We start from the raw sequence: 16,083 nt of genomic DNA, 5'->3' as shown, positions 1-16,083 counted from the left end.
GCGGCCCCGCGGCGATCAGCGCCCGGTCAGCTGCCAGGCATCCTCGGAGTCCGCGGACTCGGCGTCGTCCTGCCAGTCCCGGGCGGGTTCCTGCTGCGATTCTCCCACGAGGTCCGCGGGCGCGGACGCGGCAGGGGCGGCCGGGGGCTCCTGGCCCTGGATGCGGGCCAGGGCGGCCGGCAGGTCATCCGGGGCCACGAGCACGTCCCGGGCCTTGGATCCCTCCGAGGGCCCGACGATCTCCCGGGACTCCAGCAGGTCCATCAGCCGCCCGGCCTTCGCGAAGCCCACCCGCAGCTTGCGCTGCAGCATCGAGGTGGAGCCGAACTGGGTGTTGATGACCAGCTCCGCGGCCTGCAGCAGCACGTCCAGGTCGTCCCCGATGTCCTCGTCGATGGTCTTCTTCGGGGCCTCCTGGGTGACGTCGGGCCGGTAGTTGACCGGCATCTGCGTCTTGACGTGGGCGACGACGTCGTGGATCTCGGATTCGGAGACCCACGCGCCCTGCACGCGCATCGGCTTGGAGGCGCCCATCGGCAGGAACAGCGCATCGCCCTGCCCGATCAGCGTCTCAGCACCCGTCTGATCCAGGACCACCCGGGAGTCGGTCGCGGAGGAGGTCGCGAAGGCCATGCGGGAGGGCACGTTGGCCTTGATCAACCCGGTGACCACGTCCACGGAGGGCCGCTGGGTGGCCAGCACCAGGTGGATCCCGGCCGCACGGGCCAGCTGGGTGATGCGCACGATCGCGTCCTCCACGTCCCGCGGGGCGACCATCATCAGGTCCGCCAGCTCATCCACGATGACCAGCAGGTACGGGTAGGGCCGGATGGTGCGCTTGGAGCCGGGCTCGGGCTGCACACGGCCTTCGCGCACCGCGCGGTTGAAGTCGTCGATGTGCTTGAACCCGAAGTGGGAGAGGTCGTCGTAGCGGGCGTCCATCTCCTTGACCACCCACTGCAGGGCCTCGGAGGCCTTCTTCGGGTTGGTGATGATCGGGGTGATCAGGTGCGGCACGCCCTCGTAGGCGGTCAGCTCCACGCGCTTGGGGTCCACCATGATCAGGCGGACCTCGTCCGGGGTCGCACGCATGAGGATCGAGGTGATCATGGAGTTGACGAAGGAGGACTTGCCCGCCCCGGTGGCCCCGGCCACCAGCATGTGCGGCATCTTGGCGAGGTTGGCAACGACGTAGCCGCCCTCCACGTCCTTGCCCACGCCCATGACCATCGGGTGCGGGGAGGCGTGGGCCTTCCCGGAGCGCAGCACATCGCCCAGGGCCACGGTCTCCCGGTCCGTATTGGGGATCTCGATGCCGATCGCGGACTTGCCCGGGATCGGAGAGAGGATGCGCACGTCCGCGCTGGCCACCGCGTAGGCGATGTTCTTGGACAGGCGGGTGACCTGCTCGACCTTCGTGCCCGGGCCCAGCTCGATCTCGTAGCGGGTGACCGTGGGGCCGCGGGAGAAGCCGGTGACCTCCGCGTCGACGCTGAACTGCTCGAGCACGTCGGTCAGGGAGGCCACGACGGCGTCGTTGACCTCCGAGCGCTCCTTGGCCGGGGGTCCCTGCACGAGCAGGGACTGGCGGGGCAGGACGTAATCGGTGGTGGCCAGCGCGGTCTCCCGGGCGGCCCCGCGCTGGGGGTGGGCCCGCGGGATCTGCTCCCCCGCGGCGGCCTCGGTCCCCGCGCCGAGGTCCGCGGGCTCGGCGGGTTCGGCGCGCTCGATGAGCGGGGAGACGTCCTGGGCGGGGTGCTCCGGGTGTTCGGCCGGGGCCTCCGGGGTCGCGGCTCCGGCGGGGGCCGCGGCCGCCCCGGCTGCCGGGGCGGCGTCGCCCGCGGAGGCCGAGACACCCCGGCGGGCCCCGCGCTGCGCGGCGCGGTGCGAGGAGCCTCGGGCCGGGGCGGTGTGGGCCTGATCGTCCTCCAGCACCTGGGTGGCGTCGGGGTCCACGGCCCCGGCGTCCTCGGCGTCGGGGGCGCCCGCGTCCCGATCCCGCAGCACCCGGGTGGCCTCCTCCTGCTCGCCGAAGGGGTCGCGCAGGATCGGCCCGGTCTCGGCGGTCTCGATGGGCTGCTCCTGGGCGGCGCGGGCGCGGTTGAACTTGCCGAGGTCGAACAGCTCGGACTTCTTCCGCTTCCGGCGCGAACCCTGCGGCTGCGTCGAATCGGCCTCCGGGGAGGCTCCGGTCTCCTCCCGGTCCACCACCGCCCGGGTGTAGGGCTCATCCGCCTCGTAGGAGTCCAGGGCCGGGGTCGGGCGGGAGCGGTCCCTGCCCTTCTTCCGGCGGCCCCGGCGCGTGCTCGGGGCGTCCTCGACGTAGGGGCCGTCCAGATAGGAGCGGTCGTGCTCGTCGGCCCCGGGGCGCTCGGGCCGCTCCCCGAGCAGCCGGGTCAGGCCGGCGCGCAGCCGCGGGATGATCTGGCGCACGGGGGTCGCGGTGATGATCAGCAGGGAGATGATCAGCAGCAGCACGTGCAGGGTCCACGCCCCGGGCACGGTGAGCAGCTTGGCCACGGTGCCCCCGGCCAGCAGGCCCACGACGCCGCCGGCCTCGCGGATCGCCAGCAGCCCGTCGTGGGTGGTCGGCGAGCCCGCGGCGAGGTCGAAGACCGCGGAGCCGGAGATCATCATCAGCAGCAGCCCGACGGCGATGCGGTTGTTGGCGCGCATCTCGGTGGGGTGGCGGAAGGCGCGCAGGCTGAATCCGCCCAGCAGGACGGGGGCGAGCAGGGCCATCAGCCCGAAGGTCCCGGCGACCACGGCGTGCCAGGCCCCGGCCGGCCAGGCGATGGCCTGGGAGGAGGCCCCGGCGAGGTTCCACCACTCGACGGCGGCGGTGATCAGGGCCAGCAGCAGCATCAGCAGGGCGCCGCCGTCGCGCCGGTCCTGCGGGTCCAGCTCGGTGCGCAGGGTGCCCATGCGCCGCACGGCCCCGCCGACGAGGTGGGCCAGGCCCAGCCAGGCGGCGCTGAGCGCCCGCACCAGGGGGTTGGGGCGGGGGCCGGTCTGCTGGGGTGCGCGGGAGCCGGAGCGGCCGCGGCCGGTCTTCGTCGCGGAGGTCTTCGCGGAGCGGGAGGATCCCTTGGAGCCGGAGGTCGCGGAGGGGGAAGTTCGAGGCGCCATATCCTCCAAGGGTAGTTCATGCGCGCGGGACCCGGACCCGCGCACCCCCGTCTCAGGGGATGCGCGGGTCCGGGTCCCGCATCACGACCGCGGGTCCGCACCGTTGGGCGCGGGCCCGGGGGCTTCCTACTTGTCCTTGCCGGCCTCCACGACCACCGGGATGATCATGGGCTTGCGGCGCAGCTTCCGGGCGATCCACTGTCCCATGGTCCGGCGCACCACCTGCTGCAGCTGGTGGTTGCTCGGCGCTTTGCCGCCCTCCTTGAGGGCCTCCTCCAGGGCGGAGGAGATCTTGGGGGTGATGGACTTGAACACGGAGTCGTCCTCCGCGACGCCGCGGGCGTGGATGTCCGGGCCGGCCACCACGCGCTTGGACCGGCGGTCCACCACGGTGATGATCGAGACGAAGCCCTCCTCGCCGAGGGTGCGGCGGTCCTTGAGGTCCTGGTCGGTGATCTCGCCGACGGACTTGCCGTCCACGTACACGTAGCCGCACTCCACGGCCCCGACGATCTTGGCCCGGTGGTCCTTCATGTCCACGACGATCCCGGACTCCCCGAGCAGCACGTTCTCCTCCGGCACGCCGGTCTGCACCGCGAGCTTGCCGTTGGCGATCAGGTGGCGGACCTCGCCGTGCACCGGCATGACGTACTCGGGCTCGAGGATGTTGTAGCAGTACAGCAGCTCCCCGGCGGCGGCGTGCCCGGAGACGTGCACCTTGGCGTTGCCCTTGTGGATCACGTTGGCGCCGAGCTTGAGCAGGCCGTTGATGATCCGGAAGACGCTGTTCTCGTTGCCGGGGATCAGCGAGGAGGCCAGGATGATGGTGTCCCCCTCCTCGATCTGCACCCGGTGGTCCCCTGAGGCCATGCGGGACAGGGCCGCCATCGGCTCTCCCTGGGACCCGGTGCACATGAGCACAACCTCGTCGTCGCGGTACCGCTCGACGTCCTTGAGATCGATCAGCGTGTTCTTGGGCACCTGCAGATAGCCCAGCTTCTCCGCGATGGTCATGTTGCGCACCATCGAGCGGCCCACCAGGGCCACCTTGCGCCCGTGCTCGGCGGCGGCGTCGATGACCTGCTGCACGCGGTGCACGTGCGAGGAGAACGAGGCGACGATGATCCGCTTGGGCGCGTCCCGGAAGATCGAGGAGAGCACCCCGCCGATGTTCTTCTCCGTGGGGGTGAAGCCGGGGACCTCGGCGTTGGTGGAATCCGGCAGGAACAGGTCCACGCCCTCCTCGCCCAGGCGGGAGAAGTGGCGCAGGTCCGTGATCCGCCCGTCCAGGGGCAGCTGGTCCATCTTGAAGTCGCCGGTGTGCAGCACGGTGCCGGCCGTGGTGCGGATGAACACCGCGAGCGCATCCGGGATGGAGTGGTTCACGGCCACGAACTCGCACTCGAAGGGCTTGAGGTCCTCCACGTCCCCGGCGACCACCGCGAGGGACTTGGCCTTGATGCGGTGCTCCTGCAGCTTGGCCTCGACCAGGGCGAGGGTCAGCTGCGAGCCGATGATGGGGATGTCCGGGCGGCGCTTGAGCAGATACGGCACGGCGCCGATGTGGTCCTCGTGCCCGTGGGTCAGGACCATGGCGACGACGTCGTCCAGGCGGTCCAGGATGTGGCTGAGGTCCGGGAGGATCAGGTCCACGCCGGGCTGGGTCTCCTCGGGGAAGAGCACCCCGCAGTCCACGATCAGCAGCTTGCCGTTGAGCTCGTAGACGGTCATGTTGCGCCCGACCTCGCCGAGCCCGCCCAGCGGCATCACGCGCAGGGTGTCTCGGCCGAGCTTGGGCGGCTTGGGGAGGTCGTACTGGATCTGGGTCATGGGACCCCTTTCGTTCGGTTGCGGGGCGGCCGACGCCGTGGCGGCTCGGCGGCCCGGGGATGTCATCGACGCCGGGTCGATGGATGGTCTGTCCGGTCTGCGCCTCAGCGCAGGGTGTCTGCGGCCGGGGAGTCGGCCAGGTCCGCGCGCATGCGGGCGACCTCCTCCTCGGTGGGGCCCACGTGCGGCAGGCGCACGGCGTCGGAGGCGAGCCGGCCCTGCCAGGCCAGGATGGTCTTGGCGGCCACGGCCCCGGGCACCCGGGTCATGGTCGCGGTGACCACGGGGTGCAGCTGTCGGTGCACGCGCTGGGCGGTGGCCAGATCCCCGGCGACGATCGCGTCGATCAGCGCGCGGAAGGCCTCCGGGACCACGTGGGTGGTGACCCCGACGAGCCCGACGGCGCCCAGCGCCATCCAGGGCAGGGTCAGCCCGTCGTCCCCGGAGTAGTACTGCAGGTCCGTGGTGGCCATGACCTCGGTGGCCGCGGCGAAGTCCGCCTTGGCGTCCTTCACGGCCACGATGTTGGGGTGCTCGGCCAGCGCCCGGTAGGTGTCCGGGGCGATGGGGATGCCGGCGCGCCCGGGGATGTCGTAGAGCATCACGGGGGTGTGCACGGCGTCGGCCACGGTGGAGAAGTGCGCCCGCAGCCCGGCCTGGGTGGGCTTGTTGTAGTAGGGGGTGACCACCAGCAGCCCGTCCACCCCGACGCCCTCGGCCAGCTCGGCCAGGTGCAGGGTGTGCGCGGTGTCGTTGGAGCCGACGCCGGCGACGACGCTGGCCCGATCCCCCACGGCCTCCTTGACGATGCGGAAGACGCGGGCGTTCTCCTCATCGGTCATGGTGGAGTACTCGCCGGTGGTCCCGCACACGACCAGGCCGTCGTTGCCGCGGTCCACCAGCTCCGCCGCGAGCGCGGCGGTGGCCTGCTCGTCCACGGAGCCGTCCGCGGCGAACGGGGTGACCATGGCCGTCAGGAGGCGGCCGAAGACGGGCTGGGGCTCGGGGGAGGACTCCACCGGTGACGCAGACATGCTCCCACGGTACCGCACCGGGGCTATCCTTCGCCGTCGGCCAGGTGGTGGGCGGGGCGTCCCCGGTCCAGGGCGACAGCGTCGCGCATGGCCCGGCGGGCGCGCTTGCGGTCCCCGGCGGCGTCGTAGGCCAGGGCCAGGCGGAACCAGGCCCTCCAGTCCTCCGGCTCCCGCTCGACCTCGGCGCGGCGGGCGGGGAAGGCGGCGTCGGCGGCCTCCCGGTCGATCCGCCCGGAGGCGGTGCGCGGCGGCTGATCGGGCAGCCCGCCCTCCCTCCCGAGGCGCTGCCCCAGACGCTGCACGCGCACCCCGAACAGCACCTCGCGCACCAGGGCCCACGCGCCGAGTGCGGGCAGCAGGATCATGCCGACGCCGAGCAGGATCCCGGGGATCCCGCCGTCCCCGCGCAGCAGCAGCACCCCGCGCTGGGCGGTGACCCCCAGGTACAGGACCAGCAGGGCGACGGTGATCGCGGCGAAGGTGCGGCCCTTGCCGGTGGAGTCCACGAGGACGAAGACCCCGCACAGGACGAGGACCACGGTGATGCCCAGGCGGGTGGCGGCGGGCAGGGGCAGCAGCCAGACGGTGCCCAGCAGCAGCAGGCAGGCCAGGGCCGTGAAGGCGCGCAGGGATCTCACGAGGGGGTGCCCGCCCGGCTCAGTCCAGGTCCAGGAAGCCGTCGAGCCCGTGGGTCAGGCCCGGAACCTCGCGGACCTTCCGGATACCCAGGAGCACCCCGGGCATGAAGGAGGCCCGGTCGAAGGAGTCGTGGCGGATCGTGAGCTGCTGGCCGGGATCCCCCAGGAGGATCTCCTCGTGGGCGACGAGTCCGCGCAGGCGCACCGCGTGCACGTGGATGCCGTCCACCACGGCCCCGCGCGCCCCGTCGGGATCGCTGGCGGTGGCGTCGGGCACGGGGCCGAGGCCTGCCTGCTCGCGGGCGGCGGCGATGGCCTCGGCGGTGTGCCGGGCGGTGCCGGAGGGCGCGTCGAGCTTATCCGGGTGGTGCAGCTCCACGACCTCGGCGGAGTCGAAGTAGCGGGCGGCGACCGCGGCGAAGCGCTCGGCCAGCACCGCCCCGATCGCGAAGTTCGGCGCCACCAGCACCCCGAGCTCGGGGTGGGCGACCAGGCGCTCGCGCAGCGCGGAGAGCTTGGCCGCATCCCACCCGGTGGTGCCGACCACCGCGTGCATGCCGTGGTCCACGGCGAAGGCGACGTTGTCCTCGGTGGCCTGCGGGACGGTGAGGTCCACGACGACCTCGGGGGCGGCCTCAATCAGCTCCTCGAGGGAGTCCCCCGAGCCGAGGGCGGCTACCAGCTGCAGGTCCGGGGCCTGCTCGATGACGGTGACGGCCTGGGAGCCCATGCGTCCGGCCGCGCCCAGCACGGCCACGGTGATTCGCTCAGTCATGTCCGCCAGCCTATCGTGCCGCCGCGCCCCCGCAGCGGGCGCGGGCCGGGCTCGGCGCTGCAGCGCTTCCGTCAGGGGCCGGCGCGTCACGGTGGCGCGGCTGCCCGCGCGGGGCGGACCCGGCGACTACGATGGTCACGATCGCTTTCACCCCTCCCCCGGTCAGGACGTCCTTCCCCGATGCACAACCCGAACCCCTTCTCCACCCCGGTGCCGCCGCAGGCAGGAGATCCCCGGTTCGTGCTGCGCGGCCTGGATGGCCTGCGGGCCCTGGCGGTGATCGGCGTCGTCGTGTTCCACCTGTGGCCCCAGGCGCTGCCCGGCGGGCTGATCGGGGTGGACCTGTTCTTCGTGATCTCCGGGTACCTCATCACCGCGCTGCTGCTGCGCGAGGCCGCCTACACCCGGAAGATGCATCTGCCGCAGTTCTGGATGCGCCGGCTGCGCCGGCTGGTCCCGGCGATGGTGCTGTGCGTGCTGGTGTGCTCCTGCCTGGCCTGGCTGGTGGGCGGGGACGCCGCGGTGCAGCTGCGCCGCCAGGTGCTCGGCGCCCTGACGTACACCGCCAACTGGACCAACATCGCCGCGGGCAACGGCTACTTCCGGGACACCAACCCCGAGGTGTTCACCAACTTCTGGTCCCTGGGCGTGGAGGAGCAGTTCTACCTGGCCTGGCCGGTGCTGCTGGTGCTGACCTGCCTGCTGGCGGACACCTGGCGGCGTCGGCGCCTGGTGCCCGCGGCGCTGGCCGCGGCCTCCCTGCTGGCGATGCTCGTGCTGTTCTGGGTCACCGGAAGCGCCGACCGGGTGTACTACGGCCTGGACACCCACGCCTTCGGACTGATGCTCGGGGCGTGCCTGGCCCTGCTGATCCCCTGGTCCATGTACCCGCCGAAGCCCGGCTACCGGATCCCCCGGCTGGACGCGGCCTACTCCCCCGGACGCAACGCCGCGCGGATCCTGGTGGGCTGGGCGAGCCTGGCCCTGCTGCCGGTCGCGGCGCGCCTGCTCAGTGAGGAGCACCCCGGGGTGCTGTTCCCGTGGGGCCTGCTGAGCGCGTCCCTGCTGGGGCTGGGGCTGATCCAGGCGCTGCTGCCGGATGTGCGGGGGCTGGGTGCGGAGTGGCTGCGGCGGCTGCTGAGCCTGCCGCCGCTGGTGTGGATCGGGCGGCGCTCCTACGGGCTGTACCTGTGGCACTGGCCGCTGATGGTCCTGGCCCACTACGCCGCCCCGCAGGCCTCCGCCACCGCGCGCGGGATCGTCGTGCTGGTGCTGACCACGGCGGTGGCCGCGGCCTCCTACCGCTTCCTGGAGAACCCCGTGCGCCGCCGCGGCTTCCTCGGGGCCTCCCGGGACCTGCTGGCGAATCTGGGCTTCCCGGGTCGACGCCGCTGGGCCACCGCCGCCGCCCTGGGGGCTGCGGGTCTGCTGGTGGCCGGCACCGCGGTGGCCTGCGTCCAGGCCCCCGAGCAGACCGAGGCCGAGCGGGTGGTGGCCGAGGGCGAGCAGCAGCTGAGCATCCAGCCCTCCCCCAGCGCCTCGGCCTCGCCGTCGGCGTCGGCATCGGCTTCCGCCTCAGCAGGTGGGAAGGAGGAGAAGGACGGCGCGTACCACCCGGCCCCGGGCGGGCAGGACGTAACGATGATCGGGGACTCGGTGACCCTGGCCTCCGCCCAGGCCCTGCAGGAGAAGCTGCCCGGAATCGCCATCGACGCGAAGGTCTCCCGCACCATCGACGCCGGGATCCAGCTGCTGCGCGAGGAGCAGAAGTCCGGGCAGCTGCGCCGGATCGTGGTGATCTCCCTGTCCACCAACTCCGCGATCACCCCGGATGACATCCAGCAGCTCACCGACATCGCCGAGGCCGGGCAGGTCCGCCAGATCGTGCTGGTCACCGGCCAGGCCCCGGAGAACCTCACCTGGGTGGACCAGTCCAACGACGTGGAGCGCGAGGCCGCCGCGAAGCAGCCGCGCATCGAGGTGGCGGACTGGGCGAAGGCCTCCGACGGCAAGCCCGAGCTGCTGGTCTCCGACGGCGTGCACCCGCAGCCGGAGGGCCAGCGGCTCTACGCCCAGACCATCGCGGATGCGGTCAAGACGGCGCAGACGGACCTGCAGCGGGAGACCGGCGGGTCTTAGGCGCCGGAGGGCATCACCAGGGTGATCACGGTCGGTCGCTCCGCCAGGTCCGCGGCGAGGGCCTGCACCTGCTCGGCGGTCACCGCGCGCAGCTCGGCCAGCAGCTCGTCCAGGGGCAGGAAGCGGCCGGTGTCCAGTTCGGAGCGGCCCAGCCGGAACATCCGCGAGGCCACGTCCTCGCTGCCCAGCACCGTGGACCCGCCCAGCTGCCCGGCGACCTTCGCCAGCTCGGCCTCGCCGATGCCGTGCTCGGCCAGCCGCTCCAGCTCCGCGCGCATCAGGGTGCGCACCTGCTCCGCCTTGGCCGGGGCGCACCCGGCGTACAGGCCGAAGTACCCGGCGTCGGAGAAGGAGCCCGCGTAGGAGAACGTGGAGTAGGCCAGGCCCCGGCGCTCCCGGATCTCCTGGAACAGCCGGGAGGACATGCCCCCGCCCAGGGCGGCATTGAGCACGGACATCGCGAAGCGCTGCTCATGCCCTGCGATCAGCCCGGTGGAGCCCACCAGCACGTGCGCCTGCTCGACGTCGCGGCGCACGGTCTCGGTGCCCAGCAGCGGGGATAGCGCGGCGGGGCGGCGCACCCGGCGCGCTGCCGGGACGGCGGCGTCGTCGCCCAGGTCCCAGCCGGCCTCGGTCAGGGCCCGCTGCACCCAGCCGACGAACTCCCCGTGCTCCAGGTTCCCCGCCGCGGAGACGACCAGGCGATCCGGGGTGTAGTGGCGGCGGTAGTGCTCGGCCACGGCGTCCCGGGCCACCGCCCGGATCTCCTCCGGGGTGCCGCCGATGGGCCGGCCCAGGGGGTGCTCGCCCATGACCTGCCCGGTGAACCGCTCGAAGGCCACATCCATCGGGTCGTCCTGGTCCATGGCCAGCTCCTCCAGGATCACCCCGCGCTCCTGCTCCATCTCCCGCGGATCCAGGACGGCGGCGGCCGTCATGTCCGCGATGACCTCCGCGGCCATCGGCGCGTCCTCCCCGAGCACGTGGGCGTAGTAGCAGGTGTGCTCCTTGGCCGTCAGGGCGTTGGACTCCCCGCCCACCGCGTCGAAGGCCTGCGCGATGTCCAGGGCGGAGCGGGTGCGGGTGCCCTTGAACAGCAGGTGCTCCAGGAAGTGCGTGGAGCCGAGCATCCCGGGGCGCTCGTCCCGGGAGCCGACGCCCACCCAGTAGCCCACCGCCACGCTGCGCTGACCGGGCATCCGCTCGGTGATCACCCGGACCCCGCCGGGCAGCACGGAGCGGCGGACCTCGTTGCCGCCCTGTCCGGCCCAGACGAGGCGGCCGGTGCGGTGCGCGCGCTCCTGGGTCAGCGAGGCGGCGTCAAGGGGCAGATCGAAGGGCACGGGTGGGAATCCTCTCGGTGGTGGGGCGGGGATGGTGCGGGGTGCGGGCGTGCAACGGCCCCGGGCCGCGGCGCTGGGCTCAGCGCGCGGACCGGGGCCGGTGCCGGCGGGCGGGCGAGCTACTGCTCGTCCCCCTCCTGCTCGTCCTCATCCAGGACGACCGGGGCCAGGGAGAGCTTGCCGCGGTCGTCGACCTTGGTGATCTCCACCTGGACCTTCTGGCCCACGGAGACGACGTCCTCGACGTCGTTCACGCGCTGGCCGTCGTTGAGCTTGCGCAGCTCGGAGATGTGCAGCAGGCCGTCCTTGCCGGGGGTCAGGGACACGAAGGCGCCGAAGGTCGTGGTCTTGACCACGGTGCCCAGGTACCGCTCCCCCACCTCGGGGACCTGCGGGTTGGCGATCGCGTTGATCGCGGAGCGGGCGGCGTCGGCCGAGGGGCCGTCCACGGCGCCGATGTAGATCGTGCCGTCGTCCTCCACGGTGATGTCCGCGCCGGTGTCCTCCTGGATCTGGTTGATCATCTTGCCCTTGGGCCCGATGACCTCGCCGATCTTGGACACGGGGATGTGCGCGGTGATGATGCGCGGGGCGAACTCGCTCATCTCATCCGGCTCGGAGATCGCCGCGGTCAGCACATCCAGGATGTGCAGGCGCGCCTCGCGGGCCTGCTTCAGGGCCGCACCCAGCACGGAGGCGGGGATCCCGTCCAGCTTGGTGTCCAGCTGGATCGCGGTCACGAAGTCCTTGGTGCCGGCGACCTTGAAGTCCATGTCGCCCAGGGCGTCCTCCGCGCCGAGGATGTCGGTCAGCGCCGCGTAGCGGGTCTGGCCCTCGACCTCGTCGGAGACCAGGCCCATGGCGATGCCGGCCACCGGGGCGCGCAGCGGCACACCGGCGTTGAGCAGGGACAGGGTCGAGGCGCACACCGAGCCCATGGAGGTGGAGCCGTTGGAGCCCAGCGCCTCGGAGACCTGGCGGATCGCGTAGGGGAACTCCTCGCGGGAGGGCAGCACCGGGGTGATGGCCCGCTCCGCCAGGGCGCCGTGGCCGATCTCGCGGCGCTTGGGCGAGCCCACGCGGCCGGTCTCGCCGGTGGAGTACGGCGGGAAGTTGTAGTGGTGGATGTAGCGCTTGACCTTGACCGGGGACAGGGAGTCGATGGTCTGCTCGAGCTTGAGCATGTTCAGCGTGGTCACACCCATGATCTGGGTCTCCCCGCGCTCGAAGATCGCGGAGCCGTGCACGCGCGGCAGGACCTCGACCTCGGCGGTGAGCTGGCGGATGTCGGTCAGCCCGCGCCCGTCGATGCGGACCTGGTCGGTGAGGATGCGCTGGCGCACGATCTTCTTGGTCAGGGCGTTGAAGGCGCCGTTGACCTCATCCAGGCGCTCCTCGTACTCCTTGCCCTCACCGGCCAGCTCCTCCTGGATCCGCTGCTGCAGATCCGCGGAGGCCTGCTCGCGCTCCTGCTTGCCGGCGATCGAGTAGACCTCGCGGATCTGCTCGGTGTAGGACTCCACGGCCGCGGCGATGTCGTCGCCGTATCCGCCGAAGCGGGGCAGGTCCATCGCGGGCTTGCCGGCGCGGGAGGCGAGGTCCGCCTGGGCTTCGCACAGGGCCTTGATGAAGGGCTTGGCGGCCTCCAGGCCCTCGGCGACGATCTCCTCGGTGGGCGCCTGGGCGCCGTCCTGGATGAGGTTCCAGGACTCGTCGGTGGCCTCGGCCTCGACCATCATGATCGCGACGTCCTGGGTGCCGTCGGCCTTGGTGACGATGCGCCCGGCCACGGCCATGTCGAACACGGCGTCGGCCAGCTGGGAGTGCTTGGGGAACGCGACCCACTGGCCGTCGATCAGGGCGATGCGCACCCCGCCGACCGGGCCCTGGAAGGGCACGCCGGACAGCGTGGTGGACATGGACGCGGCGTTGATGGCCACGGTGTTGTAGATCTCGTCCGGGTCGATGCTCAGGACGGTCACGACCACCTGGACCTCGTTGCGGATGCCCTTGCCGAAGGCCGGGCGCAGCGGGCGGTCGATCAGGCGGCAGGCGAGGATCGCGTCGGTGGACGGGCGGCCCTCGCGGCGGAAGAAGGAGCCGGGGATGCGCCCGGCGGCGTACATGCGCTCCTCGACGTCCACCGTCAGCGGGAAGAAGTCGAAGCCCTCACGCGGGTGCTTGCCCACGGAGGTGGCGGAGAGCATGGTGGTGTCGTCGTCGATGGACACCAGGGTGGAGCCGGCGGCCTGCTGGGCCAGCCGGCCGGTCTCGAAGCGCACGGTGCGCTGGCCGAACCTGCCGTTGTCGATGACGGCTTCTGCGAACTGGATCTCGGGACCCTCCATGGGTCACCTTCCTTTCCTTCGATGGATGATGCTCGCGCGGGCGAGGCCCATCGTCGGGTGCGGGGGAGCTTCCAAGCCTTCGATCGAGGCCCACGGACGGTGCGCCGCCTCATCCGCGTGGATGAGGGGCGGGTGTCCGGAGGCCACTACCGAGGACTTGCGACGGCTCGCGCCCGCACCCCGATGGGGCGCGCGGTTCCCGGGCCCGCGGCCCGGGGGGGCGGATGCGCTCACGGGACGCGCCGTGCGGCGCGTCCCGTGAGGACTCCTGCGCCGAGAGGTCCGGGTGGACTAGCGGCGGATGCCCAGACGCTGGATGAGCGTGCGGTAGCGCTCGACGTCGATCCGACGCAGGTAGCCGAGCAGGTTGCGGCGGCGACCGACGAGGATCATCAGACCACGACGGGAGTGGTGGTCGTGCTTGTGGGACTTGAGGTGCTCGGTCAGATCGGTGATCCGACGGGTCAGGACGGCGACCTGGACCTCGGGCGAACCGGTGTCGCCCTCGTGGGTCGCGTACTCCTTGATGATCTCCTGCTTGACGGCGGGATCCAGTGACATGGGATTGCTCCTCGAGCGTTGTGCCGCGAACGTCCCGATACGGCGTGTTCGCCGCCGGGTACCCCACCCGTCGCCGCACGCCGGACGCACCGGCGAGGCTGGGGACGGGGCGCCTGGCAACCGCGGACTGCAGCCAGACGTCCTTTCCATCTTACCGGATGCGCGGTGCCGGGGGAAGGGGCGGCCCCGGTGCGTCGAGCCGTCATCCCCGTGGGGAATGGGCCGCGCCCGGGCCGCGTCCGTGACGGCTCGGCGTTGCGCACCTGGCGCGTGAGAGCATGGGCGCCATGATCGACTTCTCCCAGCCCGCCGACGTCGTGGCCCCGCAGCTGCTGGGCGCGGTGATCCGCCGGGGCCCGGTGGCCCTGCGTCTGACCGAGGTGGAGGCGTATCTGGGCACCGCGGATCCGGCGTCGCACGCGTACAAGGGGCCCTCCCCGCGGTGCCGCACGATGTTCGGCCCGCCCGCGCACCTGTACGTCTACGCCTCCTACGGCATCCACCGGGCCGGGAACCTGGTGTGCTCCCCGGAGGGCACCGCGGGCGGGGTGCTGATGCGCGCGGGCGAGGTCATGGACGGCGTCGACGTCGTGCGCGCCCGCCGCGGGGAGAGGCCCGAGGACGCCGGACTGGCCCGCGGGCCCGGCAACGTCGGCGCCTGCTTGGGCCTGAGCCTGGAGGACGACGGCGCCGCGCTCTCCCTGGCCCCGGATGCCCGCTCCCCCGAGTTCGCGCTGCACGCCCCGACGCACCGGGTGGAGTGGGTGCGGGGTCGGCGCATCGGCATCACCAAGAACGCCGAGGCCCCGCTGCGCTTCTGGATCCCCGGGGACCCGACGGTCACCAGCCCCCGCACCCGCCGCACGGCCGTTTCCTGACCCCGCCCACTCCCTTCCCCGTGCGCCCCCAAACCCGCGCCGAGTCATCACTGTCGACCGAAAATCGCGGATTTCCTGGTCGAAAGTGATGACTCGGCGCTGGGATCAGACGCGAGGGGGTGAGGTGAGGGCGGGTCAGCTGGGCTGCTCGGCGCGGTAGCGCTGCACCGCGCGGGCCAGGCGGGTCACGCCCTCGACGATGTCCTCCTCCGGGTTGGTCACGAAGGAGATGCGCATGGTGTTGCGGATCGAGGTGTCCACGTGGAAGGAGCTGCCCGGCACGAAGCCCACGCCCTCGGCCATCGCGTAGGGCAGCAGCGCGTCGGTGTCCCAGCCCTCGGGCAGCTCGGCCCACAGGAACATCCCGCCGATCGGGTGGGTCACGTGGGTCCCCTCCGGCAGGGCCCGCGGCAGCTCCCGGACCATCGCGTCCCGGCGGGCCCGGTAGGTCTCCAGCTTCTCCGTCGGATCCATGTGGGTCTCGGGGTGGGTCAGGTAGTGCACGGCGGCCAGCTGGTCCACGGTCGAGCTGTGCAGGTCGATCGCCTGCTTGGCCACGACCATCGCGTCCCGGATCCCTGCCGGCACCCGCGCCCACCCCAGCCGGATGCCGGGGGCCACGGACTTGGAGAAGGTCTGCAGCAGCGCCGTCTGCGCGGCCATGCCCTCGAAGGAGGCGATGGTCGGGATCGGCTCGCCGTCGTAGCGCAGCGCGGAGTACGGGTCGTCCTCCACCAGCATGACGCCGGTCTCCAGCAGCACGTCGGCGACGGCGCGGCGCCGGTCCTCGCTCATGGTGCGCCCGCTGGGGTTCTGGAAGCTGGGGATCAGGTACACCAGCTTCGGATCGTGCTCGGCGATCGCGGCGCGCAGGGCGGACGGGACGACGCCGTCGTCGTCGCACTCCACCGCGACGAACCGCGCCCCGGCCAGCCCGAAGGTCTGCAGCGCCGCCAGGTAGGTGGGGTCCTCCACGAGGATCACGTCCCCGGGATCGCACATGACCTGGCCCAGCAGGGTCAGGCCCTGCTGGGAGCCGGTGGTGATGATCAGGTCCCCCGGCCCCGTGGGCACGCCCTCGGCGGTCATCTTCCGGGCGATCGCCTCGCGCAGGTCCGGCTCGCCCTCCGAGGAGGAGTACTGCAGGGCCCGCTCCGGCTTCTCCAGGGCCGCGGTGTAGGCCGCGCGGATGGCCGGCAGGTCGAAGAACGCGGGATCCGGGATGCCGCCGGCGAAGGAGATGACCCCGGGGCGGCTCACCAGATCCAGCAATGCCCGGACCGGGGAGTCCTCGGTCTGGGCGAAGGCGCGGGACATGCGGGGACTGAACTCGGGATGCGGGGCGGTCATGATCCTGGAGTCCTCCTTCGAGGGCGACGGCGTGTGTGCCCTCCCACTGTAGCCCCGG

The 16,083-nt window shown here is 72.3% G+C and carries 11 protein-coding genes; 2 read left to right on the top strand and 9 right to left on the bottom strand.

Translation table 11 applies throughout. From position 1 onward, the window contains the following. Positions 1 to 15: 15 nt before the first annotated feature. The 5 genes from AC0VXQ_RS03445 to dapB all read right to left on the bottom strand — a co-directional run bounded on the left by AC0VXQ_RS03445 (position 16) and on the right by dapB (position 7,406). Positions 16 to 3,129 carry an FtsK/SpoIIIE family DNA translocase gene (locus AC0VXQ_RS03445; protein WP_061225235.1) on the bottom strand — a complete coding sequence of 1,038 codons (3,114 nt, stop codon included), beginning with the start codon at positions 3,127 to 3,129 and terminating at the stop codon, positions 16 to 18. 126 nt (positions 3,130 to 3,255) lie between these two features. Next, a complete protein-coding gene (locus AC0VXQ_RS03440; RefSeq protein ID WP_058743681.1) occupies positions 3,256 to 4,959 on the bottom strand; it encodes a ribonuclease J in 1,704 nt (567 codons plus the stop codon). A 104-nt stretch (positions 4,960 to 5,063) separates the two neighbouring features. Further along, the gene (gene dapA / locus AC0VXQ_RS03435; protein WP_058731837.1) at positions 5,064 to 5,993 is read right to left on the bottom strand and encodes a 4-hydroxy-tetrahydrodipicolinate synthase; all 930 of its coding nucleotides are present in this window, start codon (positions 5,991 to 5,993) and stop codon (positions 5,064 to 5,066) included. Between the two features lie 23 nt (positions 5,994 to 6,016). Next, positions 6,017 to 6,631, bottom strand: a complete 615-nt coding sequence (locus AC0VXQ_RS03430; RefSeq protein ID WP_061225236.1) for a tetratricopeptide repeat protein — start codon at positions 6,629 to 6,631, stop codon at positions 6,017 to 6,019. A gap of 19 nt (positions 6,632 to 6,650) precedes the next feature. Beyond that, positions 6,651 to 7,406: a 4-hydroxy-tetrahydrodipicolinate reductase gene (gene dapB / locus AC0VXQ_RS03425; protein ID WP_061225237.1), complete on the bottom strand. Its 756-nt coding sequence runs from the start codon at positions 7,404 to 7,406 to the stop codon at positions 6,651 to 6,653. A gap of 180 nt (positions 7,407 to 7,586) precedes the next feature. On the opposite strand from dapB, the gene AC0VXQ_RS03420 reads away from it, so the two are divergent. After that, entirely contained in the window at positions 7,587 to 9,545 is a 1,959-nt protein-coding gene (locus AC0VXQ_RS03420; RefSeq protein ID WP_058731619.1) for an acyltransferase family protein, read from the top strand. Here AC0VXQ_RS03420 and AC0VXQ_RS03415 read toward each other — a convergent pair. From AC0VXQ_RS03415 to rpsO, 3 genes are all read right to left on the bottom strand, one after another. Next, positions 9,542 to 10,888 (bottom strand): M16 family metallopeptidase, encoded by a 1,347-nt coding sequence (locus AC0VXQ_RS03415; protein WP_133566214.1) that lies wholly within the window; start codon positions 10,886 to 10,888, stop codon positions 9,542 to 9,544. The genes AC0VXQ_RS03420 and AC0VXQ_RS03415 overlap by 4 nt on opposite strands. A 119-nt stretch (positions 10,889 to 11,007) precedes the next feature. After that, positions 11,008 to 13,236: a polyribonucleotide nucleotidyltransferase gene (locus AC0VXQ_RS03410; protein WP_133566213.1), complete on the bottom strand. Its 2,229-nt coding sequence runs from the start codon at positions 13,234 to 13,236 to the stop codon at positions 11,008 to 11,010. Positions 13,237 to 13,527: 291 nt separating this feature from the next. Further along, positions 13,528 to 13,797 carry a 30S ribosomal protein S15 gene (gene rpsO / locus AC0VXQ_RS03405; RefSeq protein WP_058730223.1) on the bottom strand — a complete coding sequence of 90 codons (270 nt, stop codon included), beginning with the start codon at positions 13,795 to 13,797 and terminating at the stop codon, positions 13,528 to 13,530. Positions 13,798 to 14,084: 287 nt separating this feature from the next. Between rpsO and AC0VXQ_RS03400 the strand changes: the two genes are divergently transcribed. After that, positions 14,085 to 14,675, top strand: a complete 591-nt coding sequence (locus AC0VXQ_RS03400) for a DNA-3-methyladenine glycosylase (protein ID WP_081046358.1) — start codon at positions 14,085 to 14,087, stop codon at positions 14,673 to 14,675. Between the two features lie 135 nt (positions 14,676 to 14,810). Here AC0VXQ_RS03400 and AC0VXQ_RS03395 read toward each other — a convergent pair whose 3' ends face one another. After that, positions 14,811 to 16,025 (bottom strand): aminotransferase-like domain-containing protein, encoded by a 1,215-nt coding sequence (locus AC0VXQ_RS03395; RefSeq protein ID WP_058730225.1) that lies wholly within the window; start codon positions 16,023 to 16,025, stop codon positions 14,811 to 14,813. Positions 16,026 to 16,083: the final 58 nt, after the last annotated feature.

The organism is Rothia sp. QJM3NY_36, from assembly GCF_056173115.1.
This window is presented reverse-complemented; position numbering and strand designations above follow the sequence as displayed.

What these genes read in the sequence shown, in the direction of transcription:
- dapB (WP_061225237.1), bottom strand. Translation starts at nt 7,406, where the DNA reads ATGACTGAGCGAATCACCGTGGCCGTGCTGGGCGCGGCCGGACGCATG.
- AC0VXQ_RS03395 (WP_058730225.1), bottom strand. Translation starts at nt 16,025, where the DNA reads ATGACCGCCCCGCATCCCGAGTTCAGTCCCCGCATGTCCCGCGCCTTC.
- AC0VXQ_RS03440 (WP_058743681.1), bottom strand. Translation starts at nt 4,959, where the DNA reads ATGACCCAGATCCAGTACGACCTCCCCAAGCCGCCCAAGCTCGGCCGA.
- AC0VXQ_RS03400 (WP_081046358.1), top strand. Translation starts at nt 14,085, where the DNA reads ATGATCGACTTCTCCCAGCCCGCCGACGTCGTGGCCCCGCAGCTGCTG.
- AC0VXQ_RS03445 (WP_061225235.1), bottom strand. Translation starts at nt 3,129, where the DNA reads ATGGCGCCTCGAACTTCCCCCTCCGCGACCTCCGGCTCCAAGGGATCC.
- AC0VXQ_RS03410 (WP_133566213.1), bottom strand. Translation starts at nt 13,236, where the DNA reads ATGGAGGGTCCCGAGATCCAGTTCGCAGAAGCCGTCATCGACAACGGC.
- dapA (WP_058731837.1), bottom strand. Translation starts at nt 5,993, where the DNA reads ATGTCTGCGTCACCGGTGGAGTCCTCCCCCGAGCCCCAGCCCGTCTTC.
- rpsO (WP_058730223.1), bottom strand. Translation starts at nt 13,797, where the DNA reads ATGTCACTGGATCCCGCCGTCAAGCAGGAGATCATCAAGGAGTACGCG.
- AC0VXQ_RS03420 (WP_058731619.1), top strand. Translation starts at nt 7,587, where the DNA reads ATGCACAACCCGAACCCCTTCTCCACCCCGGTGCCGCCGCAGGCAGGA.